The organism is Isoptericola sp. NPDC056578, assembly GCF_042793275.1.
In the GTDB taxonomy this organism is placed as follows: Bacteria; Actinomycetota; Actinomycetes; order Actinomycetales; family Cellulomonadaceae; genus Isoptericola.
In genome coordinates this window covers 22,695-43,471 of the sequence record NZ_JBHTVC010000039.1, presented here as the reverse complement: position 1 = coordinate 43,471, position 20,777 = coordinate 22,695, and the positions used below count along the sequence as shown (strand labels likewise).

The following is a 20,777-nucleotide window of genomic DNA, read 5'->3' as shown; positions in this document are numbered from 1 at the left end:
CCACCCGAGAGGTGGCGCGGGGCCTCGTCGTTCCTAGGCTGGGGATCATGGTCGCCCGCCCCGAAGCGCCGTCCCGCTCCCTCCCGCCCGTGCCGGTGGTGCTCGTGCACGGCTCCCGCACGTCCGCGACCATGTGGCGGCGCCAGCTCGAGGCGCTGGGGCGCGCCGGGGTCCCCGCCGTCGCGACGGACCTGCCGGGCCACGGCACGCGCCGGGGCGAGCCGTTCACCCTCGACGGCGCGGTGGAGGCGGTGCGCCGCGACGTCGACGCGCTGGGCGGGCGCGCCATTGTGGCGGGCCTGTCCCTCGGCGGCTACGTCGCCATCGAGCACCGCGCACGTCGTCCCGGGCAGTGCGCCGGCCTCGTCGCCGCGTCCTGCTGCACGGTGTCGTCGTCGTCGCTGCGCCCTGCGTGGCTGTCGCTCGCCCGGTGGATCGAGGGCTGGCCCGACCACGGCGCCCGGCTGAACGACACGTTCGTCCGCCTCGCCCTCGACGGCGAAGGGGCGGAGGACCTGGGGGCCGGCGGGTACGCCCTGCGCGCCATGACCGAGGTGCTGCGGGAGCTGGGCCCGACCGACACGCTCGGCGCCCTCGCGGCCGCGAGCAGCCCCGTGTGGTTCGTCAACGGGCGCTACGACCACTTCCGCGGGCAGGAGCGCGCGTTCGTCGCCGCGGCCCGGGCCGGCGGCGCGCCGGCCCGGCTGGTCGTGGTGCCGCACGCCCGCCACCTCGTCAGCCTCGACGCCCCGGTCGCCTTCACCCGGGCCCTCCTCGAGGCCGAGGCGGTCGTGGCCGCGGCGGAGGTGGACCGCAACGCGGCACCCGTCGTCTGAGCGGGACCGCCGGCGCCGGTCAGGTGAGCGTCAGGTCCCACGCCCGCGCACCCCCGACGAGCGCGGCGGAGTTGGGGACGACCACGACGTCGTCGCCCAGGCGGTCGAGGGCGGCCGGCGTGATGCGGCGGGAGTTGCCGCCGCCCAGGTACAAGCGGTCCCAGCGGAACACCGGGCGCAGCCCGTCGACCGTCGCGACGACCCGCCGCGACCACAGCCCGTCGCCCAGCCGCCGTCGCTCCGGCTCGCCGACGTACTGGTCGTACGTCGCGCCGCGGCGCACGGGGGCGTGCGACCACTCCAGGTGCGGGGCGAGCAGACCGCCGTCGAACAGCGCCGACCCCAACCCGGTGCCGAGGGTGAGCACCAGCTCGACCCCGGAGCCCGCGACGACGCCGGCGCCGTGCACCTCGGCATCGTTGAGCACGAGGGCCGGCACGCCGAGCCGTCGGGCGAGCGCGCCGCGGACGTCGAAGCTGGCCCACGCCTCCACGAGCTCGGGCAGCACCCGCGAGCGGGGGCCCGAGCGGGTGACGTAGTGCGGGGTGTGGACGACCACGCCGTGGCGGATCATGCCCGGCATCCCGAGGGTGACCCGGTGCGCGGCGGGGAGACGCTCCGCGATGCCTGCCACGGTGTCCAGGAGCAGGCTCGGGGGCAGCGGGTAGGGGGTGGGGACGCGCACCGGCGACGCGTGCGCGGTGCCCGCGGAGTCCAGCACCGCCGCCTTGATGCCCCCGCCGCCGCAGTCGACGGCGAGGGTGAGCACGTCGGAGGGCGCGGGCGCTCGGGAGGTACCGCCGCCGGGGCCGGGTTCGGGGGTGCGCGCCGTGGCGCCTGGGTCGACCATCACGGGACATCATCCGGCCACAATGGGTCCGTGAGCACGCCGACACCTCCCGCCGACGCCCTCCGGGTGCGGCTCGACCTCGCCTACGACGGCACCCACTTCGCGGGCTGGGCCACCCAGCCGCGGCTGCGCACCGTGCAGGGGGTGCTGGAGGACGCCCTCGCGACCGTGCTGCGGACCGGACCCCTCGGCATGCCCCGCCCGCGGCTGACGGTGGCGGGGAGGACGGACGCGGGGGTGCACGCCCGCGGCCAGGTGGCGCACGTCGACGTGTCGCGCGAGCGCTGGGCGGAGATGCCCGGGCGGTCCGACCGGGAGCCCGGCGTCGCCCTCGCCGACCGGCTGGCCGGCGTCCTGCCGCCCGACGTCGTCGTGCACCGGGCCGCGGTGGCACCGGCGGGGTTCGACGCGCGGTTCTCCGCGCTGCACCGCCGCTACGCCTACCGGGTGGCCGACCGCCCGGACCTGCGCGACCCGCTGCGTCGTGACTGGGTGCTCTGGCACCGCCGCCCGCTCGACGTCGAGGCGATGCACCGGGCGATGCAGCCGTTGGTCGGGCTGCACGACTTCGCGGCCTTCTGCAAGCCCCGCGAGGGCGCCACGACCATCCGCGAGCTCACGCACCTGTCGTGGGACCGCCCCGCGGACGGGCCGGACGCCGGGCTCGTCGTCGCGACCGTGCAGGCCGACGCGTTCTGCCACTCGATGGTGCGCGCGCTGGTCGGCATGTCGCTGGCCGTGGGGGAGGGGCGCCGCGGCCCGGACGAGCCCGCCGCGGTGCTGGCGGGGCGGTCCCGCTCCGCGGCGTCCGGCGTCGTCGCGGCCCGGGGGCTGACTCTCGAGCGGGTCGCCTACCCGGACGACGACGCGCTCGCCGCGCGCGCCGAGCGCGTCCGCGCCCGGCGGGACCCGGGCGAGGTCGACGCCGGCTGAGCCCGAGGGGCCCCGGCGGCGGCTCGTCGACGCTACGGTTCCTCCACCCAGTGGACGGCGGCCTCCTCGGCGCTGGCACCCGCGCCGTCGATGCCGGCGTCCTCGCCGTAGACGTCGTTCTCGCGGTCGCCGTCCTCCCCGGGGTCGGCGAAGGGGTCCTCCGCGAGCCGACCGGCACGGGTCGTGTCCGGGCGATCCAGCGGGTCGCGTTCCCAGACGTCCGGCTGCTCCTCGGCGAGGCGCTGGTCCAGGGGCTCGCCGGCGGACTCCTCCCACGCCGTCTCGCCCCAGTGGTTCGACCGCGACCGCTCCAGCGGGGAGTAGCCCTCGTCGAGGACGTCGTCGAGGTCGGGATCGAGGAGCGTGTCCTCCTGGGGCAGCTGGTCCTCGTCGCCCTCGGCGCCGGTCTCGGGGTCCGGGGAGGTGCCGGGTGTCTCCTGGGTCATGTCACCACGGTGCACCCGCGGCGGTGCCGCTGCAACGAGGGCGGCCGGGCCGGACCGTGCGGTTGCGAGGCCGCCCGCGCCCGTTAGCGTGACCGGCAGGTGCGCCCGACGGGCGCGGCACGACGAGGAGCCCTCCATGCCTGCTTCCATGCCCGGTGCAGCGTCCGGTGGAGCGGCGGGCGCGTCCATCGACGACCTGCTCGCCGAGATCCCGATCGACCAGATCGCCGGACAGCTCGGCGTCGACGCCGAGCAGGCCCAGCGGGCCGTCGGCGGGGCGCTGCCCGCGCTCTTCGGCGGCCTCAAGGCGAACGCCGACGACCCGGCCGGCGCGGCGTCGCTGGCGGGTGCCCTCTCCCAGCACGACCCCGGCCTGGTCGAGGGCGGGATCGACGTCGCCCAGGTCGACACGGCGGACGGCGAGAAGATCGTGGACCACGTGTTCGGCGCGAACAAGGACCAGGTGGTCGCGCAGCTGTCCGGGGCGGCGGGCACGGACTCGGGGGTCCTGCAGAAGCTGCTCCCGATCCTCGCGCCGCTCGCGCTGTCCTTCCTGTCGAAGAAGCTCGGCGGCGGTCAGGCGACCGCGTCGGGCGAGCCTGCCGAGGGCTCGGCCGGCGGTGGCCTCGGCGACCTCCTCGGCGGGCTGCTCGGCGGCGGCGGGTCGGCCGGCGGTCTCGACGTCGGCGGGCTGCTCGGCAGCCTGGGCGGGCTGCTCGGCGGCGGGCGTCGCTGAGACCGTCCCCGGTGTCGTCGGACCCCGGTGCCGGCGTGACCGGCGTCGCTTTGACCCGTGTGCAGGGCGACCGCTAAACTGGCTCGTCGTTGTGCTATGCCTCCGGCGTCCCGCGTCGTCAGCGCGCCCACTCGCACCGACGATGCCTCGGCCAGGACGCCACCGGAGCACCCGCGCACAACACCTGACTCATCGGGCGCTGCTTCTCGCCCGACGACACCGAACACGAAAAGGTGACGCAACCGTGCGTACTTACACCCCCAAGCCCGGCGACGTCCAGCGCGACTGGTACGTCGTCGACGCGACCGACGTCGTCCTCGGCCGCCTGGCGAGCCAGGTCGCCACCCTCCTGCGCGGGAAGCACAAGCCGACCTTCGCCCCGCACGTCGACGGCGGTGACTTCGTCATCGTCATCAACGCGGACAAGGTCGCCCTGAGCGGCAACAAGCGGGAGACCAAGCTGGCCTACCGCCACTCCGGCTACCCGGGTGGTCTCCGCTCGGTCAACTACGGCGAGCTTCTCGAGAAGAACCCCGAGCGGGCAGTGGAGAAGGCCGTGCGCGGCATGCTCCCGAAGACGTCCCTCGGTCGCGACCAGCTGGGCAAGCTGAAGGTCTACCGCGGCGCGGAGCACCCGCACGCGGCGCAGCAGCCCAAGCAGTTCGAGATCACCCAGGTTTCGCAGCAGGCCTGAGCCGCTGCCGGATGCAAAGCGAAGGATTCACAGTGGCCGAGACCACCGTCGACACCGAGCTGGACGAGAACACGCCCAGCACCTACACCTCTGAGTCCGCCGCGCCCGTCGCGGACGGCGGCCAGTCCATCACCGCTCCCGGCGCGGCCGTCGGTCGCCGCAAGGAGGCCGTGGCGCGCGTGCGCCTCGTCCCCGGCACCGGGACGTGGAAGATCAACGGTCGCACCCTCGAGGACTACTTCCCGAACAAGGTGCACCAGCAGCTCGTGAACTCGCCGCTGAAGCTGGTCGAGGTCGAGGGCCGCTTCGACGTCATCGTCCGCATCACCGGCGGCGGCCCCTCGGGCCAGGCCGGTGCGGTGCGCCTGGGCATCGCCCGCGCGCTCAACGCGATCGACTCCGAGGCGAACCGCCCCGCGCTGAAGAAGGCCGGCTACCTCACGCGTGACCCGCGTGCGGTCGAGTCCAAGAAGGCCGGTCTCAAGAAGGCGCGCAAGGCGCCGCAGTACTCGAAGCGCTGATCGAGCGCTCCTGGCCTTCGGGCATCGACAGGAGCGTCAGCGTCACGGACGGCCCCGTCGGAACTCTTCCGGCGGGGCCGTCCTCATGTCCGGCTACGATCGGTGCGGCGTCCGCGGGGGCGCCGTGGGGTGTGCGTGCGGATCCACCGCCGCGCCCGGAGGAGGAGACATCGTGCGACTGTTCGGCACCGACGGGGTCCGTGGGCTCGCCAACCGGGACGTCACCGCGGACCTGGCCCTCGGGCTCGGCAGCGCGGCGGCCCACGTGCTCGGCACGTCGGGCGACTTCGCCGGCCACCGCCCGCGCGCCGTCGTGGGGCGAGACCCGCGCGTGTCCGGGGAGTTCCTGTCCGCCGCGGTCGGCGCCGGCCTCGCCAGCTCCGGCGTGGACGTGGTCAACCTGGGCGTGCTGCCCACCCCGGCGCTGGCCCACCTCGTGGGGGCGATGGACATGGACCTCGGCGTGATGATCTCCGCGTCCCACAACGCGATGCCGGACAACGGCATCAAGTTCTTCGCGCGCGGCGGCCTCAAGCTGGCCGACCACGTCGAGGACGAGATCGAGGCGCGTCTCGGCCAGGACTGGGAGCGGCCGATCGGCGCCGACGTCGGCCGCATGCGCTCCGACACCGGCATCGCCGCGCAGCAGTACGTCGAGCACCTCGTGGCGAGCATCGGGACCACCCCGGACGTCCGCCCGCTGGAGGGCCTGCGCATCGCCGTGGACGCCGCGAACGGCGCCGCGAGCCAGGTCGGTCCGGAGGCGCTGCGCGAGGCGGGGGCCGACGTCGTCGTCATCAACGCGAGCCCCGACGGCCGCAACATCAACGAGAAGGCCGGCTCCACCCACCCGGAGCAGCTGCAGGCCGTCGTCGTGGCCGCGGAGGCCGACTTCGGCGTCGCGTTCGACGGCGACGCCGACCGCTGCCTCGCCGTCGACCACGGGGGCGTGCTGGTGGACGGCGACCAGATCCTCGGGATCCTGGCCCGCGCGCTCAAGGACGAGGGCCGGCTGCCGTCGGACACGCTGGTGGTCACCGTGATGAGCAACCTGGGCCTCCTGCTCGCGATGCGCGAGTCAGGCATCACCACGATCCAGACGGGCGTGGGCGACCGGTACGTGCTCGAGGAGATGCGGGCGCACGGGTACGGGCTCGGCGGCGAGCAGTCGGGCCACATCATCCTCGCCGACCACGCCACGACCGGCGACGGCGTCCTCACCGCGCTGCACCTCGCCGCGCGCGTGAAGGCGACCGGTCGGCGCCTGGCCGACCTCGCCGCCGACGTCCCCCGCCTCCCGCAGACGCTCGTCAACGTCAAGGGCGTGGACAAGGCCCGCGCGGGCGACGACGAGGGCGTGCGCGCCGCGATCGAGAGCGCGGAGGCGCTGCTGGGGGAGACGGGCCGCGTGCTGCTGCGCCCGTCGGGCACCGAGCCCCTCGTGCGGGTCATGGTCGAGGCGGCCACCCAGACGCAGGCCGACGGCGTGGCGGACACGCTCGCCGCCGTCGTGCGCGACCGGCTGGCCCTGTGACCGACGGCGCCTCGGCCGACCGCCACGCGGCGGGCGCGGACGAGGGCCTGCGGGCCGCCGTCGTCGACCTGCTGGACCGGGCGGACGCGGCGGCGGACGGGCCGGGCACCGGCCTGCTGCCGATCGTGCAGGCCGGCACGCCGGTGCTGCGGGCCCCGGCGGCCCCGTACACGGGGCAGCTCGGCGACGTGCTGCCGCGGCTGCTCGAGGCGATGCGCCGCACCATGCACGCCGCGCCCGGCGTGGGGCTCGCCGCGCCGCAGGTCGGGATCGGGCTGGCGATCGCCGTGGTGGAGGACGCCGGCGCCGGCGCCGACGACCCGCGGGAGCGGTCGCCGCTGCCCTACCGGGTGCTGCTCGACCCGGCGTACGAGCCGCTGCCGGGCCCCGACGGGGAGCCGGAGCGGGCCGTGTTCCACGAGGGCTGCCTGTCGGTGCACGGCTGGCAGGCCGTCGTCGCGCGGCACCGGCGCGTGCGGCTCACCGGCCGCGACGAGGCCGGGGCGCCGATCGACGAGGTCCTGACGGGCTGGCCCGCTCGCATCGTGCAGCACGAGACGGACCACCTGGCGGGCGAGCTGTACCTGGACCACGCGCTGCTGCGGACGCTCACCTCGAACGAGAACCTGCTGCGGTACGGGAACGCCGTGGACCCGGGGTTCGTGGATCTCGGGTGAACATTCGGCGCTCAGGGTGGAACCGGGGGAATTCCCCATGCAGCCGGTGCCCTGGTTCTGCCTAGGCTGGTGCCGTGACGCCGCACGGCGTCGTGCGACCGCCGGAGGCCCACCTCCCGGCCGACGAACCGAGGGACCGACCTGGTGAACCTGTCGACGATGCTGGCACAGCTGGAGGGCTGGGTCCTCGACCTCGGCGCGTCCTTGTGGATCTACCCGGCCATGTACGTCTTCGCGACGATCGACGGGTTCTTCCCCCCGATCCCCAGCGAGTCGGTGGTCATCACCCTCACCGTGCTCGCGCACTCCGAGGGCGAGCCGTGGCTTCCCGGCGTCCTCGCCCTCGCCATCGCCGGCGCCTGGACGGGCGACCAGATCGCCTACCAGATCGGCCGTGCCGTCGGCACGGAGCGGTTCGCCTTCCTGCGCTCGGCCCGCGGGCGCAAGGCCGTCGACTGGGCGCGGCACGCGCTCGAGCACCGCGGCGCGTCGTTCATCCTCGCCGCGCGGTACGTGCCCATCGGGCGGGTGGCGGTCAACATGACCGCCGGCGCCGTGGGCTATCCGCGCCACCGGTTCATGCTGTACTCGGGGATCGCCGCCGTGACGTGGGGCATCTACTCGATGCTCATCGGCCTCGCCGCGGCCTCCTGGCTCGGGCACAACACGCTGCTCGCCATGGCCGTCGGCGTGGTCGCCGGCATCCTGCTCGGGGTCCTGGTCGACCAGGTCGTGCAGCGCGTCGCGGGCCCGCCGAAGGCGCAGCCGGTGCCCGCCGACGACGAGGCCGACGACGAGGCCGACGCCGAGCCGACGAGCCGGGCGGCCTGACCCGGACGGTCGGTCAGAGCTTGCGCAGCCGCACCCGCTGCACGGAGTGGTCCGACCCCTTGGTGAGCACGAGGGTGGCGCGCCCACGGGTGGGGAGCACGTTGTGCTCCAGGTTCGGCGCGTTGATCGACTCCCAGATGGACAGCGCCCGCTCCGTCGCCTCGGCGTCGGACAGGTCCGCATAGCGCCGGAAGTACGACTCCGGCCTGCTGAACGCCGTCCGGCGGAGCTGCAGGAAGCGCTCCACGTACCACTGGCGGATGTTGCGCGTGCGGGCGTCGACGTAGATGGAGAAGTCGAAGAAGTCGCTCACGGCCACGGTCGACTCGTCGATCGCGGAGGGCCTCGCCGGCTGCAGCACGTTGAGGCCCTCGACGATGAGCACGTCCGGCTTGCGCACCACCACCTCCTCGCCGGGCACGATGTCGTAGACGACGTGCGAGTACACAGGGGCGCGCACCTCGGCCTGCCCCGCCTTCACGCGCGACAGGAACCGGATGAGGGCCCGCCGGTCGTAGGACTCGGGGAAGCCCTTGCGATCCATGATGCCGCGCCGCTGCAGCTCCGCGTTCGGGTACAGGAAGCCGTCGGTCGTGATCAGCTCGACGTGCGGGGTGTCCGGCCAGCGCGCCATCATCTCGCGCAGGATGCGCGCCGTCGTCGACTTGCCCACGGCGACCGACCCCGCGACGCCGATGACGTACGGGGTGCGGGGCGGCTCCTCGTGCAGGAACGTCGACGTGGCGCGGTGCAGGCCCGCACTCGCCGCCACGTACAGGTTGAGCAGCCGCGACAGCGGGCGGAAGACGGCGTCCACCTCCGCGAGGTCGATCGGGTCGCCCAGGCCGCGCAGCCGCTCGACGTCGGCGTCCGTCAGCGGCAGCGGCGTCGACGCCGACAGGCGGCTCCACGCCGCGCGATCGAGGTCGACGTACGGGGACGCCGGCGCGAGGCGCGTGAGGTGCTCGCCCAGGGGTGGGGGAGCCGCGCCGGGGGCGGGGCTCGGCGTCGTGCCGGGTGCGGTGTCGGGGGACTGCGGTGCCACCTGCACGATTCTGCCCGAGCAACGGGTTCGACCTGCAAATCGGGCGACGCGGCACGTCCGCGCCGATAGGCTCGCCGCCCGGTGCGCCGCGGGCGGCGCGGTGCCGGCAGGGGGGAGCGCCGAGGCGATGAGCGACGGGTCCGACCGGTTCGCCGACGGGCAGACGGCGCTGGTCGTCGTGGTGCCCGAGGCCGAGCCCGTGGTCGGCGGGCTGCGGAGCGACCTCGACGTGGCCGCCGCGTACGGCGTGCCCGCGCACGTCACCGTGCTGTTCCCCTTCCTGCCCGTCGCGGCCCTCGACGACGCCGTGCTCGACGGCCTGCGCGACGTCGTGGGGGCCCACCCCGCGTTCGACGCGACGTTCGCCGGGTGCGGTCGCTTCCCCGGCGTGCTGTACCTCGTCCCGGGGCCGGACCCCGCGTGGCGGGCGCTGCTCGCCGTGGTGGCCGCGCGGTTCCCCGGGGCCCCGCCGTACGGCGGAGCGTTCGACGACGTCGTCCCGCACCTCACCGTCGCGGACGGCCAGGAGCCCGAGGTCCTCGACGAGGCCGAGGCCGCGGTGGCGCCCCGCCTGCCGGTCCGGACGACGGTGCGCGAGGTCTCGCTGCTGGTGTTCGACGGCGAGCGCTGGCGGCGGCGGGCGGCCTTCCCCCTGGCCCCCGATGCCGGGGCCGACGGAACCTGACGGCGCGCGGTCGTCGTCCCTAGGGTGGGGGCGTGGAACTCAGGGAGCTGGGCGACGAGGTCGAGATCATCTCGCGGGTGTACGAGCGGCGTTTCGGCGTCGCGCGCACCGACGACTGGCTGGTGCTCAAGCTGCACGAGGAGGTCGGGGAGCTCACGCAGGCGTACCTCGCGCGGTCCGGCCGGTCGCGCGACCGCGGGGCGGGTGCCGGCGAGGTGGACGCGGCGTTCCGTGCCGAGCTCGCCGACGTGCTCGCGCAGGTGCTGCTCGTCGCGCGCCGGTTCGACGTCGACCTCGAGGCGGAGATCGACCGCAAGTGGTTCCGGTGGCGGCACCTGGTGGAGCCGGCGGACGAGGCCGGGGTCCGCCCGGAGGTCTGACGCCCGGCCCTTCGCGGTCCTAGTCGCCCGACGCCGCCTCCTCGACCCGGTCGAGCCACTCGCCCACGAGGGCGTCGAACAGCGCGGGCTGCTCGATCTGCAGGTTGTGGCCGGCGCGGTCGAGCACGGCGAACGTCGCGCGCGGGTAGTGCTCGAGGACCCGCCAGGCGTCGCGGTAGCCGGTCGAGGAGTCCTGACGGCCGGTGAGGATCAGCGTGGGGCCGTCGTAGGGTCGCGGCTCGACCGGGAAGGTGCCGGCGTAGCGGGCCCCGACCCGTGCGACGGTCGCCGGGTCGGCGGCCTCCAGCCCGGGCGTCACCTCGGCCAGCGTGCGCCGCCAGGTCTCCGACGTCTGGACGACGCCGACGTCGTCGGCGTCGAGCGCCGCCGCTCCGACCTCCCGCAGCAGCGCGTCGTCGCGGACCAGCACGCGGTGCGGCGGGACGTCGCGCCGGTCGTGCTCCGGGACGATCAAGGGGCACAGGAGCGCGAGCCCGTGGACGCGCTCCGGCTCCGCGGCCACCAGGCCCCGCGCCAGGTAGCCGCCGTACGACTCGCCCACCACGACGTACGGGCCGGGGACGAGACGGTCGATCGCCTCCCGCACGACCGCGAGGACGTCGTCCGTGCTCGCCACGCCCGACGGCGGGCTCGCGCCCATCCCCGGGAGGTCCAGGTAGACGCGGCGCCAGCGCGGGCGCCCGTCGAGGGCGGACTCGAACGGCGTCAGCATGAGGCGGTGGTCCACGGGGAACCCGTGCAGCAGCACCATGGTGGGCGTGCCGGGCGCCGCGGGCGCGCCGCGCTCGACATGGTGCAGGGGTGCGGGGTGGTCGGGCATGGCGGGCACGCTAGGTCCCGGCACCGACACCGTCGTCCTGACACCGTCGCCCCTGACGCCGACGGACCTAGGCTGGGGGCCATGATCATCGGCGTGGGCATCGACGTGGTGGACGTCGCCCGGTTCATGGCGACGGTGGAGCGGGTGCCGCGCCTGCGCGAGAAGCTCTTCACCGAGGCCGAGCGCGACCTGCCGGCGTCGTCCCTCGCGGCGCGCTTCGCGGCCAAGGAGGCCATCGCCAAGGCGCTCGGGGCCCCGGGGAACCTGCACTGGCACGACGCGACGGTGCACCGCACCGTCGGCGGACCGCCCGAGGTCGAGCTGCGCGGCACCGTCCAGGCCCGCGCCGACGAGCTGGGCGTGAAGGCCTGGCACCTGTCCATCTCCCACGACGCCGGCATCGCGTCCGCGATGGTCGTGGCGGAGGGCTGACCGCCCCTCAGGCGGCGGAGCGCCACCAGTCGAACGCGACCGGCAGCGCGGTGAGCACGCTGACGTGGCCGTCCCGCGGGCGCAGCCACAGCTCCGCGGCGGGCAGGCCCTCGACCAGCAGGTCGGCGTGGTGCCGGGGCACCACCCGGTCGGCGCCACCCTGCACGACCAGGGCCGGCGCCGTGACGTCGCCGAGCGTCACGCCCCACGGCCGCACGAACGCGAGGTCGTCGTCGACCAGGCCGCCCGGCCACGCCTCGCCGGACCGGGAGGCGTCGGCGCCGAGCGACGCCCACGTCCCCGCGAGGGTCGCGTAGTCGTCGGCCGTGAAGCTCGACCCGTCGAACTCCGCGGTCTCGGCGTGCCGCTGGCGGGCGGACGGGCCGTCGAGGGCCGAGCGCAGGCCGCCGTCGTCGGCCATCCCGGCGAACCAGAGGGCGTCGCGGCCGGGGCCGGGGTACGGCGCGATGCCCGCAAGGGTGACCACGCCGGACACCACGTCGGGCCGGAGCGCGGCGAGGGCCAGGGCGTGCGGGGCACCGCCCGAGGCGCCGACGGCGAGGCACCGGGCCACGCCGAGGGCGTCCAGGGCGTACGCCACGTCCGACGCCGCCTCCGCGACGGTTCGTCCGGGCCGACGGGTGGACCCGCCGTACCCGGCGCGGGCCGCGGAGACCGCCCGCAGCCCGCGCGCCCGGGCGGCGGCGACGACCGGGGGCAGCAGCTCGCCGGACTGCGGCGAGCCGTGGTGCCAGACGACGGCGTCGGCGGCCGGCGGGCCGTCGTCGTGCACGACGAGCCGCCGGCCGTCGGGGAGGTCGAGCTCGTGCCGCGAGCCCACGTCTCAGTCCTGCAGGGCGGGGATGACCTGCCGCTGGAACAGCTCGATCTGGTCGCGGTCGCCGGCAGCGTTGGGGAAGTACGTGATGGCGTACGTCATGCCGAGGTCGCGCAGCGCCGCGAGCTTCTCGACGACCTGCTCGGGCGTGCCGACGACGGGGCTGTTGCGCCAGTTCGCGATCTCCTGCTCGCCGCGCTCGCCGGGGGCGTGCTTGCGGAAGTGCGACTCGATCCAGGCGAAGCGGTCGTCCACCTCCGCCTGGTTCTCCCCGATGACCACGTTGTAGTCGGACGAGCGGGTGATCTCCCCGAAGTCACGACCGACGTCGCGGCAGTGCTGCTCGAGGATCGACGACTTGTGGGCGAAGCCCTCGGGCGAGCCGTCGAAGTTCGTGTACTGCGCGAACCGCGCGGCGATGCGCAGCGTCTTCTTCTCGCCGCCGCCCGCCACCCACAGCGGGATGCTCGGCACCTCGGCGCCGCCGTCGCCCACCGGGAGCCGCTGCAGCGGCTGCGGGTAGCACAGCGCGCCGTCCACCTGGTAGCGCTCGCCGTCGAACTTTCCGGACGACCCGGTGCGCCACATCTGGGTGATGATCTGCAGACCCTCGTCCAGGGCGCGCAGGCGCTCGCCCGCGCGGGGGAAGCCGTACCCGTAGGCGCGCCACTCGTGCTCGTACCAGCCGGCGCCGATGCCGAGCTGGGCGCGGCCGCCGGAGATCGCGTCCACCGTCGAGGCGACCTTCGCCAGGTAGGCGGGGTTGCGGTACGACATGCACGTGCACATCTGGCCCAGCTTCACGCGCTGGGACGCCGCCGCGAACGCCGCCATCAGCGTCCACGCCTCGTGCGTCGCCTCGGTGCTGGGGATCGGAACCGTATGAAAATGGTCATACACCCAGACCGAGTCCCAGGCCCAGGGGCCGCCGGGGATCGGCTCGCCGGCCGCGGCGTTGTCGGCGTAGTGGAGCAGGGACAGCATCGTCTCCCAGTGCTGCTCCGGGGGGACGTCGGTGAGCGAGTGGCGCCAGCCCTGCGGGATGAAGAGTCCGAATCGCATGGGCCCGAGCCTATGCCCGGACCTGCGGCGACGCTGCGGGGCACGGCGGCCCGCGGGAGGATGCGTCCCATGATCTCCGCCTGGTCCGCCGCCGACGTCCGCGCCGCCGAGGAGCCCCTGCTCGCGGTGGGGGCACCCCTGATGGAGCGGGCGTCGTTCGCGCTCGCGACGCACGTGCTGCGCGACGTCGCCGCGCGCCGGGGCCCGGTGCGGGGCGCGCGCGTCGTGGTGCTCGCGGGGGCGGGCAACAACGGCGGCGACGCGCTGCACGCGGGCGCGGTGCTCGCCCGGCGCGGCCTGGCGGTGACCGCGGTGCTGGTCGCCGAGCGGTTCCACGCCGACGGCCGGGCGGCGCTGGAGCGCGCGGGCGGCCGGGTCGTGGAGCTGTTCGCGTCGCCCGGGGCCCTCGCCCCGGTGGTCGACGCCGCCGCCCGCGCCGACGTCGTCCTCGACGGACTGGTCGGGATCGGCGCGCACGGCCCCCTGCGGGGCCTCGCCGCGGACGTAGTGGATGCGCTGTCCGCCGGCCCGCGGCCGTGGATGGTGGCGGTGGACGTGCCGTCCGGCATCGGGGTGGACGACGGCGCGGTGGCCGGCCCGGTCCTGCCGGCGGACCGCACCGTGACGTTCGGCGCGGCCAAGCCGGGCCTGCTGCTGCCGCCGGCGGCGGGGCTCGCGGGCGACGTGAGCGTGGTCGACATCGGCCTGGATCTCGCCGGCCCGCCGGCCGTGCGGCGGCTGGGGACCGCCGACGTCGCGGCGTCGTGGCCGGTACCCGGCCCCGCGGACCACAAGTACACGCGCGGCGTGGTCGGCGTCGTCGCGGGCACGGCGACGTATCCCGGCGCGGCCGTGCTCACCACGACAGCGACGGTGCGCACTGGCGCCGGGATGGTGCGCTACCGCGGCTCCGAGGCGGTCGGTCGTGCGGTGCTGGCCGCGCGGCCCGAGGTCGTCACCGCGCCCGGCCGCGTGCAGTCGTGGGTGGTGGGGCCGGGAGTCCCCGGCGGGCCGGAGGCCGCCCACGAGGGGGAGGCCGACGGTCTCGACGACGGCCAGCACGAGCGGGGGCGGGCGGGCCTCGCGGCGGCGGCCGGGCGGCTCGCCGGGACGGCGGGAGGCCCCGTGCCCGCGGTCGTCGACGCCGGCGGGCTGGGCCTGCTCGACGAGCGCGTCCCGGCGTGGTTCGTGCTCACCCCGCACGCGGGCGAGCTGACGGCGCTGCTGCGCTCCCGCGGCGAGGACGTGCGCCGGCCCGACGTCGAGGCCGAGCCGCTGCGGTGGACGTGCAGGGCGCACGAGCTCACCGGCGCGACGGTGCTGCTCAAGGGCGGTGTGACCGTCGTCGTCGGCCCGGGCGGCGCGTGGGCGCAGGCCGACGGTCCCGGCTGGCTGGCCACCGCCGGCGCGGGCGACGTGCTCGCCGGGGTGCTCGGCGCGATGCTCGCGGCGCGGTCGCGCGACGTCGTCGAGGACCCGGCGCTCGCGGCCGAGGTCGCCGCCGCGGCGGCGCTGGTGCACGGCCGCGCCGCCCACCGCGCGAACCCGGGCGGGCCCGTGGCGGCGCTCGACGTCGCGACGGCGGTGCCCGGCGAGGTCGCCGCGCTGCTGGGGGCTCGATAGCCGGCCGCGACGGGCCCGGGCTACCTGGGCAGCGCCTTCTCGACGAGGCCGACGATCTCGGGGGAGTCGGGGACGGTCTGCGGGGAGAACCGGTGCACGTCGCCGCCGGGCAGCACGACGAACTTCTCGAAGTTCCACCGGATGCGGCCGTCGTGCCCGCCGGCGTCGGCCGTCTTCTTCAGCTCGGCGTACAGCGGGTGCGTGTGCCGGCCGTTCACGCGGATCCTGGAGACCACGGGGAACGTGACGCCGTAGGTGGTGGAGCAGAACTCGGCGATCTTCTCGTCGCTGGAGAGCTCCTGGAGGAACTGGTTGGACGGGAAGCCGATCACGGTGAAGCCGCGGTCGGCGTACGTCTTCTGCAGCTGCTCGAGCGCCTCGTACTGCGGGGTGAGCCCGCAGCGCGAGGCGACGTTGACCACCAGCACGACGTCGTCGCGGTGCTCCGCGAGCGTCGTCGTCGTGCCGTCCATGCTCTCGAACGGGATGTCGTAGAGGCTCATACGGGCCATCATGCCGCGCGCGACAATGGTCCGGTGCCACCCGGATCGCGCGAACACCGCCCGCGCAAGCACGTCCCGCCCCTGCCCGTGCGGGACGGCCTCAACCCCACGCGCCTGGTGCTGCCCCACGACGCGGCCGCCGTCGCCCGCTACGCGACGGCGGCGCAGTACCTGCTGGAGCGCTTCGGCCACGACGTCGCTGACGCCGCCCGACTGCGGGAGAAGCTCGCCGCGGGCGAGGTGGTGACGGGCGCGGGCGCCGTCGTCGATCACACCACCCCGTACGAGCCGCGCGGCTTCCTCTACCTGTACCGCGACCCGCCCGCCGACGAGCCGGAGGTGCCGGCCCTCGGAGAGATCGAGGTGCTGCACCGCGACGACGACCTCCTGGTGGTCGACAAGCCGCACCTCGTCGCGACGATGCCGCGCGGGCGGTGGGTGACCCGCACGGTCCTCGTGCACCTGCGCGCGACGCTCGACCTGCCCGAGCTGGTGCCCGCGCACCGGCTCGACCGGCCCACCGCCGGCGTGCTGGTGCTCACCGTGCGGCCCGAGGTGCGCGGGGCGTACCAGACGGCGTTCCAGGACCGCGCGGTGCGGAAGGTCTACGAGGCGGTCGCGCCCCTGCCGGCGCCCGGGTCGGTGCTGGAGTCGGAGCTGGACCGGGAGGGCACGACGACGGTCCGCTCGCGCATCGTCAAGCACCGGGGCGTGGTGCGCGCCCAGGAGGAGCCGGGGGAGCCGAACGCCGAGTCACGGGTGACGCTCGTCGCGCGCGACGACGCCCGCGGCCTCGGGCTCTACCGGCTCGAGCCGCGCACCGGCAAGACGCACCAGCTCCGCCTGCACATGGCCTCGCTCGGGCTACCGCTGCTGCACGACCCGTTCTGGCCGGTGCTGCGCGAGGACGCGCCCGACGACCCGGACCGGCCGCTGCAGCTGCTCGCCCGCTCGCTGGCGTTCGTCGACCCCCTCAGCGGCGAGCCCCGGGAGTTCCGCTCCCGGCGTCGTCTCGCGGCGTGGCCGGGCGATGGCATGGGCGACGGCAGGGGCGATGGCACGGGCGACGGCGGGGGAGACGGCCCGCGGTGAGAGAATCGATGACCGTGAGCACCGAGGTCCCGTCCGAGGTCCCGACCGACACCGTCCCCGCCGCGCCGGCCGACCTGCCGCATGCCGACAACGCCCCCGACGACTTCCCCGACCATGCGCTGGCGCGCGCCGTCGTCGACCTGTCCGCCGTGCGCGACAACGTGCGAGCCCTGGCCGGGCACGCGCCGGGCGCGGCGGTGATGGCGGTGGTGAAGGCCGACGGGTACGGGCACGGGATGCTGCCGGTGGCCCGGGCGGCGCTCGCGGGCGGTGCGACGTGGCTCGGGACGGCGGTGCCCGCCGAGGCGCTCGCGCTGCGCGCCGGGGGCGTGACGGCCGCGGACGCGCGCGTGCTCACCTGGCTCGCGACGCCGGGGGCGCCGTTCGACCGGCTCGTGGCCGCCGGCGTGGACGTCGGGGTCGCGGCCCCGTGGGCGCTCGACGAGGTGGCCGCGGGGGCGCGAGCCGCGGGCGAACCGGCGCGGGTGCACCTCAAGGTCGACACCGGCCTCGGCCGCAGCGGGATCATGCCCGCCGACCTGCCGGACGTCGTGCGCCGGGCGGCCGCGCTCGAGGCCGAGGGCGTGCTGCGGGTCGTGGGCGTGATGTCGCACCTGGCGTGCGCGGACGAGCCCGGGCACCCGTCGATCGCGCTCCAGGCGGCGGCGTTCGACGCCGCGGTGGCCGTCGTCGAGGCCTCCGGCGCGGCGCTCGAGGTGCGGCACCTCGCGAACTCGGCCGCCGTGCTCACGGACCCCCGGCTGCACTACGACCTCGTCCGCCCCGGCATCGCCGTCTACGGGCACTCGCCCGTGCCGCAGCTCGCCGCGCCCGGCGACCACGGGCTGCGCGGCGCGATGACGCTCCAGGCCAGGCTCGCCACGGTCAAGGACGTGCCGGCCGGGCACGGGGTGTCGTACGGGCACCACTTCACGACGCCGCGCGACACCCGGCTGGGGGTCGTGCCGCTGGGCTACGCGGACGGCATCCAGCGGCACGCGTCGGGCGGCAGCCTCGGCGTCGGTGGGCCGGTGTGCGTCGGGAGCGGGGCGTCCGCCCGGGTGCTGCGCGTGGCCGGGCGGGTGTGCATGGACCAGTTCGTGCTCGACCTCGGACCCGACGCGACCGAGCACGCCGGCGACGTCGTCACGCTGTTCGGCGCGTCCGACGGCGTGGAGCGCGGCGCCGCACGTGGCGTCACGCTGCCGAACGCCGAGGACTGGGCCCGCGCGGCGGGCACCATCAGCTACGAGATCGTCACGGGCATCGGGGCGCGCGCGGTGCGCGTGTACACGGGCCTGGACGCGACCGACACGGAGACCTGGAAGGAAGTGCAGCGGTGAGCGACGTCGTCGTGCGGACCGAGACGGACCTGCCGGACGCGGAGGCGACCCGCGCGCTGGGGGCCGCCCTGGCCGGGGTGCTCAGGGCGGGCGACCTGGTGATCCTCACGGGGGACCTGGGGGCGGGGAAGACGACGCTCACCCAGGGCCTGGGGGCCGCGCTGGGCATCCGGGGCCAGGTGGCGTCGCCCACGTTCATCGTGGCGCGCGAGCATCCGCCGCTGCCGCGCGAGGACGGCTCCCGCGGCCCGGCGCTGGTGCACGTGGACGCCTACCGGCTCGGCGGCCTGGGCGAGCTCGACGCGCTCGACCTGGACTCGTCGCTCGACGAGTCCGTCACCGTCGTCGAGTGGGGACGCGGGCTGGCCGAGGCGCTCACCGACGACCGGCTCGAGATCGACCTGGAGCGCCCACGCGGCACGGCGGCCTCCGCCGACGGCGACGACGCCGACGAGGAGGACGACCCCGGCGCCGGGACGCGCCACGCGACGCTGCGCGGCGTCGGCCCCCGCTGGGCCGACGTCGACCTGGCCGCCCTCACCGCGCGCTGACCCCGCCGGAGGGATCCAGCACGGACGGCGACTCCCCCGGCCGGGCCGCGGGAAACGTAGGCTGAGGCCGTGGCAGTTCTCGCATTGGACACCTCCGCAGCCGTCTCCGTCGCGCTCGTCGACCCCGGCGGCGCCCGGCTCGCCGCGCGCTCGGCCGACGAGCGCCGCCGGCACGCCGAGTCGCTGGCCCCGCTCGTCGACGCGGTGCTCGCCGACGCCGGCCTGGACCGCACGGACCTCACGGCCGTCGCCGTGGGCACCGGGCCCGCGCCCTTCACCGGCCTGCGCGTGGGACTGGTCACGGCGCGCACGCTGGCCCTGGCCCTGGGGATCGACGTGCTCGGCGTGCCGAGCGTCGACGCGGTCGCGGTACAGGCGGTCGCCGACCTGGGGCTGACGCCGGGCGACGAGGTGCTCGTCGCGACCGACGCCCGCCGCAAGGAGGTCTACTGGGCGCACTACCGCGTCGTCGCGCACGAGGGTCCGCACGGGGTCCCCGTCGTCGAGACCCTGGCCGGCCCGGGGGTGGACAAGGCCGCCGACGTCGCCGCGCGGCTCGCGGACGCGCCCGCCGACGGCGGCCGCCTGGTCGTCGTGGGGGAGGGCGCCACCCTGTACCCGGAGCACCTGCCCGCCGACGAGGACGCCCCGCTCGTCCCGGACGCCGCGGTGCTGGCACGGCTCGCGCTCGCCCGCCGCGCCGCCGGCGAGGAGCTGCCCACCGAGCCGCTGTACCTGCGCCGTCCCGACGTGCAGGAGCCCGCGCCGGCACGTCTCGTGCCCGCCACCGGGAGCCCGGCATGACCACCGAGCAGCCGACCACCGAGCCGGTCGCCGACGGGCCCGAGCGGCCCGCGCAGGAGGGGCTGCCCCGCACCGTGCAGCGGGTGTACGCGCCGTCGTGCCGGCTGCGCCCGCTGGCCAGCGCGGACTTCGACCGGGTGCTCCAGCTCGAGCGGGTGCTGTTCGGCGCGGGGGCGTGGACGTACGGGATGCTCGCCGACGAGCTGGCCGCCCTCGGCCGCTGGTACGTCGTCGCCGAGCCGGCGGGGCCGGACGCGGTCGCGGTGTACGGGGTCGGGCCGAAGCCGGTGGTCGGGTACGCCGGGCTGTGGTTCGACGGCGACGTCGCGCAGGTCATGACGATCGGTGTGGACCCGCACTACCAGCGGCACGGCGTGGGGCGCGCCCTGATGGAGGCGCTCGTCGAGCGCGCGCGCAAGCTCCGCGCGGAGGCTGTCCTGCTCGAGGTGCGCGTCGACAACGAGCCGGCGCTCGCGCTCTACGAGCGGCACGGCTTCGAGCGGATCGGGCTGCGCAAGAGGTACTACCAGCCGGAGGACAAGGACGCGTACACGATGCGCCTCGACCTGCGCGACCCGCACGCGCGACGAGGGGCGGCGTCGTGACCCGCGAGGACACGCCGCGCTCGCGGGTGCTGGTCTCGGTCGCGGAGCTCGCGGCGGACCTGCGGCTCAGCGCCGGGCCCGACCCCGCGGACGGCGCGCCGGTGCTGCTCGACGTGCGCTGGGCGCTGGGCATGACGGACGGCCGTGAGCGCTACCTCGAGGGCCACCTGCCCGACGCCGTCTACGTGGACCTGGAGTCCGAGCTCGCCGCGGAGGCGTCGCCGGAGGAGGGGCGCCACCCGCTGCCCTCGGCGTCCTCGTTCCAGCGCAGCGCGCGGGCGTGGGGGCTGCGGACCACGTCGCGCGTCGTCGTGTACGACACCGTGGGTGGCACGTCCGCGGCGCGGGCCTGGTGGTTGCTGCGCTTCTTCGGCGTGGACGACGTGCGCATCCTCGACGGCGGGCTGCCCGCCTGGGTGCGTGCGGGCCTGGCGCTGGAGAGCGGCGACGTCGTCCACGCGCCCGGCGACCTCGTCGTGCGACCGGGGCACCTGCCGGTGCTCGACGCCGACGACGCGGCGGAGCTGGCCGAGACCGGGACCCTGCTGGACGCGCGGGCCGCCGAGCGGTACCGGGGCGAGACCGAGCCGGTGGACCCGCGGGCGGGCCACGTGCCCGGCGCCGTGAGCGCGCCGACCGCGGAGAACCTGCGCGAGGACGGCACGTTCCTCGACGAGGAGGCGCTCCAGGGCCGGTTCGCCGACCTGGGCCTGAGCGCGACCGACGAGGGCGACGACGCCGTGCTCGCCGTCGGCGTCTACTGCGGGTCGGGCGTGACGGCGTCGCACGAGATCGCCGCGCTGGCGTGCGCGGGCATCCCCGCCGCCCTGTACCCGGGCTCCTGGTCGCAGTGGTCGAACGACCCGTCGCGCCCGGTGGCCACGGGCGGGCGGCCCTAGCGTCGTCGTCCTTCCC

At 75.9% G+C, this 20,777-nt stretch carries 25 protein-coding genes; 18 read left to right on the top strand and 7 right to left on the bottom strand.

All coding sequences use genetic code 11. The features are described 5' to 3' along the window. Window positions 1-836, top strand: an 836-nt coding sequence (locus tag ACFQ80_RS15310; protein WP_430564258.1) for an alpha/beta fold hydrolase, incomplete at its 5' end; no start/stop codon positions are given. 19 nt (window positions 837-855) lie between these two features. Here ACFQ80_RS15310 and ACFQ80_RS15305 read toward each other — a convergent pair. After that, window positions 856-1,686 carry an ROK family protein gene (locus tag ACFQ80_RS15305; RefSeq protein ID WP_430550487.1) on the bottom strand — a complete coding sequence of 277 codons (831 nt, stop codon included), beginning with the start codon at window positions 1,684-1,686 and terminating at the stop codon, window positions 856-858. A 30-nt stretch (window positions 1,687-1,716) separates the two neighbouring features. On the opposite strand from ACFQ80_RS15305, the gene truA reads away from it, so the two are divergent. Beyond that, window positions 1,717-2,619: a tRNA pseudouridine(38-40) synthase TruA gene (gene truA / locus ACFQ80_RS15300; RefSeq protein WP_430564257.1), complete on the top strand. Its 903-nt coding sequence runs from the start codon at window positions 1,717-1,719 to the stop codon at window positions 2,617-2,619. A gap of 32 nt (window positions 2,620-2,651) precedes the next feature. On the opposite strand, the gene ACFQ80_RS15295 is transcribed toward truA, so the two are convergent. Next, the gene (locus ACFQ80_RS15295) at window positions 2,652-3,065 is read right to left on the bottom strand and encodes a DUF5709 domain-containing protein (protein ID WP_430550485.1); all 414 of its coding nucleotides are present in this window, start codon (window positions 3,063-3,065) and stop codon (window positions 2,652-2,654) included. Between the two features lie 136 nt (window positions 3,066-3,201). Between ACFQ80_RS15295 and ACFQ80_RS15290 the strand changes: the two genes are divergently transcribed. The 6 genes from ACFQ80_RS15290 to ACFQ80_RS15265 all read left to right on the top strand — a co-directional run bounded on the left by ACFQ80_RS15290 (window position 3,202) and on the right by ACFQ80_RS15265 (window position 8,058). Then, complete coding sequence (locus ACFQ80_RS15290; protein ID WP_430550484.1) at window positions 3,202-3,801, top strand: DUF937 domain-containing protein; 600 nt, start codon at window positions 3,202-3,204, stop codon at window positions 3,799-3,801. A gap of 244 nt (window positions 3,802-4,045) precedes the next feature. Next, window positions 4,046-4,495, top strand: a complete 450-nt coding sequence (gene rplM / locus ACFQ80_RS15285) for a 50S ribosomal protein L13 (RefSeq protein WP_429764738.1) — start codon at window positions 4,046-4,048, stop codon at window positions 4,493-4,495. 32 nt (window positions 4,496-4,527) lie between these two features. Beyond that, window positions 4,528-5,016 (top strand): 30S ribosomal protein S9, encoded by a 489-nt coding sequence (gene rpsI, locus ACFQ80_RS15280; protein ID WP_380243297.1) that lies wholly within the window; start codon window positions 4,528-4,530, stop codon window positions 5,014-5,016. Between the two features lie 169 nt (window positions 5,017-5,185). After that, a complete protein-coding gene (glmM, locus tag ACFQ80_RS15275) occupies window positions 5,186-6,550 on the top strand; it encodes a phosphoglucosamine mutase (RefSeq protein ID WP_430550764.1) in 1,365 nt (454 codons plus the stop codon). Continuing rightward, window positions 6,547-7,227 carry a peptide deformylase gene (locus ACFQ80_RS15270; RefSeq protein ID WP_430564256.1) on the top strand — a complete coding sequence of 227 codons (681 nt, stop codon included), beginning with the start codon at window positions 6,547-6,549 and terminating at the stop codon, window positions 7,225-7,227. Before glmM ends, ACFQ80_RS15270 begins: the two co-directional genes overlap by 4 nt. Window positions 7,228-7,371: 144 nt before the next feature. After that, window positions 7,372-8,058 carry a DedA family protein gene (locus tag ACFQ80_RS15265; protein WP_430550482.1) on the top strand — a complete coding sequence of 229 codons (687 nt, stop codon included), beginning with the start codon at window positions 7,372-7,374 and terminating at the stop codon, window positions 8,056-8,058. 13 nt (window positions 8,059-8,071) lie between these two features. Here the strand turns inward: ACFQ80_RS15265 and coaA are convergent, their stop codons facing one another. Beyond that, window positions 8,072-9,031, bottom strand: coding sequence for a type I pantothenate kinase (gene coaA, locus ACFQ80_RS15260; protein ID WP_430547513.1), 960 nt, complete (start codon window positions 9,029-9,031; stop codon window positions 8,072-8,074). 199 nt (window positions 9,032-9,230) lie between these two features. Here coaA and ACFQ80_RS15255 point away from each other — a divergent pair, with 199 nt between their 5' ends. Both ACFQ80_RS15255 and ACFQ80_RS15250 read left to right on the top strand, forming a co-directional pair. Continuing rightward, the gene (locus tag ACFQ80_RS15255; protein WP_430564255.1) at window positions 9,231-9,788 is read left to right on the top strand and encodes a 2'-5' RNA ligase family protein; all 558 of its coding nucleotides are present in this window, start codon (window positions 9,231-9,233) and stop codon (window positions 9,786-9,788) included. A gap of 32 nt (window positions 9,789-9,820) precedes the next feature. After that, window positions 9,821-10,168: a pyrophosphatase gene (locus tag ACFQ80_RS15250; RefSeq protein WP_430564254.1), complete on the top strand. Its 348-nt coding sequence runs from the start codon at window positions 9,821-9,823 to the stop codon at window positions 10,166-10,168. 19 nt (window positions 10,169-10,187) lie between these two features. Here ACFQ80_RS15250 and ACFQ80_RS15245 read toward each other — a convergent pair whose 3' ends face one another. Next, complete coding sequence (locus ACFQ80_RS15245) at window positions 10,188-11,009, bottom strand: alpha/beta fold hydrolase (protein WP_430564253.1); 822 nt, start codon at window positions 11,007-11,009, stop codon at window positions 10,188-10,190. An 81-nt stretch (window positions 11,010-11,090) separates the two neighbouring features. Here ACFQ80_RS15245 and ACFQ80_RS15240 point away from each other — a divergent pair, with 81 nt between their 5' ends. Further along, window positions 11,091-11,441 carry a holo-ACP synthase gene (locus ACFQ80_RS15240; RefSeq protein ID WP_429727874.1) on the top strand — a complete coding sequence of 117 codons (351 nt, stop codon included), beginning with the start codon at window positions 11,091-11,093 and terminating at the stop codon, window positions 11,439-11,441. Between the two features lie 7 nt (window positions 11,442-11,448). On the opposite strand, the gene ACFQ80_RS15235 is transcribed toward ACFQ80_RS15240, so the two are convergent. Then, window positions 11,449-12,282 carry an alpha/beta fold hydrolase gene (locus ACFQ80_RS15235; RefSeq protein WP_430564252.1) on the bottom strand — a complete coding sequence of 278 codons (834 nt, stop codon included), beginning with the start codon at window positions 12,280-12,282 and terminating at the stop codon, window positions 11,449-11,451. 3 nt (window positions 12,283-12,285) lie between these two features. Then, window positions 12,286-13,341 carry an LLM class F420-dependent oxidoreductase gene (locus tag ACFQ80_RS15230; protein ID WP_430550476.1) on the bottom strand — a complete coding sequence of 352 codons (1,056 nt, stop codon included), beginning with the start codon at window positions 13,339-13,341 and terminating at the stop codon, window positions 12,286-12,288. A 69-nt stretch (window positions 13,342-13,410) separates the two neighbouring features. Between ACFQ80_RS15230 and ACFQ80_RS15225 the strand changes: the two genes are divergently transcribed. Further along, window positions 13,411-14,964, top strand: coding sequence for an NAD(P)H-hydrate epimerase (locus ACFQ80_RS15225; protein WP_430564251.1), 1,554 nt, complete (start codon window positions 13,411-13,413; stop codon window positions 14,962-14,964). 20 nt (window positions 14,965-14,984) lie between these two features. Here ACFQ80_RS15225 and ACFQ80_RS15220 read toward each other — a convergent pair whose 3' ends face one another. Beyond that, window positions 14,985-15,467 (bottom strand): glutathione peroxidase, encoded by a 483-nt coding sequence (locus tag ACFQ80_RS15220; protein WP_430550474.1) that lies wholly within the window; start codon window positions 15,465-15,467, stop codon window positions 14,985-14,987. Window positions 15,468-15,500: 33 nt separating this feature from the next. On the opposite strand from ACFQ80_RS15220, the gene ACFQ80_RS15215 reads away from it, so the two are divergent. The 6 genes from ACFQ80_RS15215 to ACFQ80_RS15190 all read left to right on the top strand — a co-directional run bounded on the left by ACFQ80_RS15215 (window position 15,501) and on the right by ACFQ80_RS15190 (window position 20,761). Further along, window positions 15,501-16,559: a pseudouridine synthase gene (locus ACFQ80_RS15215; RefSeq protein ID WP_430564250.1), complete on the top strand. Its 1,059-nt coding sequence runs from the start codon at window positions 15,501-15,503 to the stop codon at window positions 16,557-16,559. Between the two features lie 8 nt (window positions 16,560-16,567). Then, window positions 16,568-17,902 (top strand): alanine racemase, encoded by a 1,335-nt coding sequence (alr, locus tag ACFQ80_RS15210; RefSeq protein ID WP_430564249.1) that lies wholly within the window; start codon window positions 16,568-16,570, stop codon window positions 17,900-17,902. Continuing rightward, a complete protein-coding gene (gene tsaE / locus ACFQ80_RS15205; protein WP_430564248.1) occupies window positions 17,899-18,453 on the top strand; it encodes a tRNA (adenosine(37)-N6)-threonylcarbamoyltransferase complex ATPase subunit type 1 TsaE in 555 nt (184 codons plus the stop codon). The genes alr and tsaE overlap by 4 nt, the downstream gene beginning before the upstream one ends. A gap of 69 nt (window positions 18,454-18,522) precedes the next feature. Continuing rightward, window positions 18,523-19,257: a tRNA (adenosine(37)-N6)-threonylcarbamoyltransferase complex dimerization subunit type 1 TsaB gene (tsaB, locus tag ACFQ80_RS15200; RefSeq protein WP_430550470.1), complete on the top strand. Its 735-nt coding sequence runs from the start codon at window positions 18,523-18,525 to the stop codon at window positions 19,255-19,257. Beyond that, entirely contained in the window at window positions 19,254-19,862 is a 609-nt protein-coding gene (rimI, locus tag ACFQ80_RS15195) for a ribosomal protein S18-alanine N-acetyltransferase (RefSeq protein ID WP_430564247.1), read from the top strand. Before tsaB ends, rimI begins: the two co-directional genes overlap by 4 nt. Next, window positions 19,859-20,761 carry a sulfurtransferase gene (locus ACFQ80_RS15190; protein WP_430550468.1) on the top strand — a complete coding sequence of 301 codons (903 nt, stop codon included), beginning with the start codon at window positions 19,859-19,861 and terminating at the stop codon, window positions 20,759-20,761. The genes rimI and ACFQ80_RS15190 overlap by 4 nt, the downstream gene beginning before the upstream one ends. The last annotated feature ends 16 nt before the right edge of the window (window positions 20,762-20,777 follow it).

Excerpts from the sequence above, each read along its gene's own strand:
- ACFQ80_RS15220 (WP_430550474.1), bottom strand. The coding sequence starts at position 15,467 with ATGAGCCTCTACGACATCCCGTTCGAGAGCATGGACGGCACGACGACG.
- ACFQ80_RS15295 (WP_430550485.1), bottom strand. The coding sequence starts at position 3,065 with ATGACCCAGGAGACACCCGGCACCTCCCCGGACCCCGAGACCGGCGCC.
- ACFQ80_RS15305 (WP_430550487.1), bottom strand. The coding sequence starts at position 1,686 with ATGGTCGACCCAGGCGCCACGGCGCGCACCCCCGAACCCGGCCCCGGC.
- alr (WP_430564249.1), top strand. The coding sequence starts at position 16,568 with ATGACCGTGAGCACCGAGGTCCCGTCCGAGGTCCCGACCGACACCGTC.
- ACFQ80_RS15240 (WP_429727874.1), top strand. The coding sequence starts at position 11,091 with ATGATCATCGGCGTGGGCATCGACGTGGTGGACGTCGCCCGGTTCATG.
- ACFQ80_RS15245 (WP_430564253.1), bottom strand. The coding sequence starts at position 11,009 with ATGCCCGACCACCCCGCACCCCTGCACCATGTCGAGCGCGGCGCGCCC.
- ACFQ80_RS15255 (WP_430564255.1), top strand. The coding sequence starts at position 9,231 with ATGAGCGACGGGTCCGACCGGTTCGCCGACGGGCAGACGGCGCTGGTC.
- ACFQ80_RS15225 (WP_430564251.1), top strand. The coding sequence starts at position 13,411 with ATGATCTCCGCCTGGTCCGCCGCCGACGTCCGCGCCGCCGAGGAGCCC.
- ACFQ80_RS15290 (WP_430550484.1), top strand. The coding sequence starts at position 3,202 with ATGCCTGCTTCCATGCCCGGTGCAGCGTCCGGTGGAGCGGCGGGCGCG.
- ACFQ80_RS15230 (WP_430550476.1), bottom strand. The coding sequence starts at position 13,341 with ATGCGATTCGGACTCTTCATCCCGCAGGGCTGGCGCCACTCGCTCACC.
- rimI (WP_430564247.1), top strand. The coding sequence starts at position 19,254 with ATGACCACCGAGCAGCCGACCACCGAGCCGGTCGCCGACGGGCCCGAG.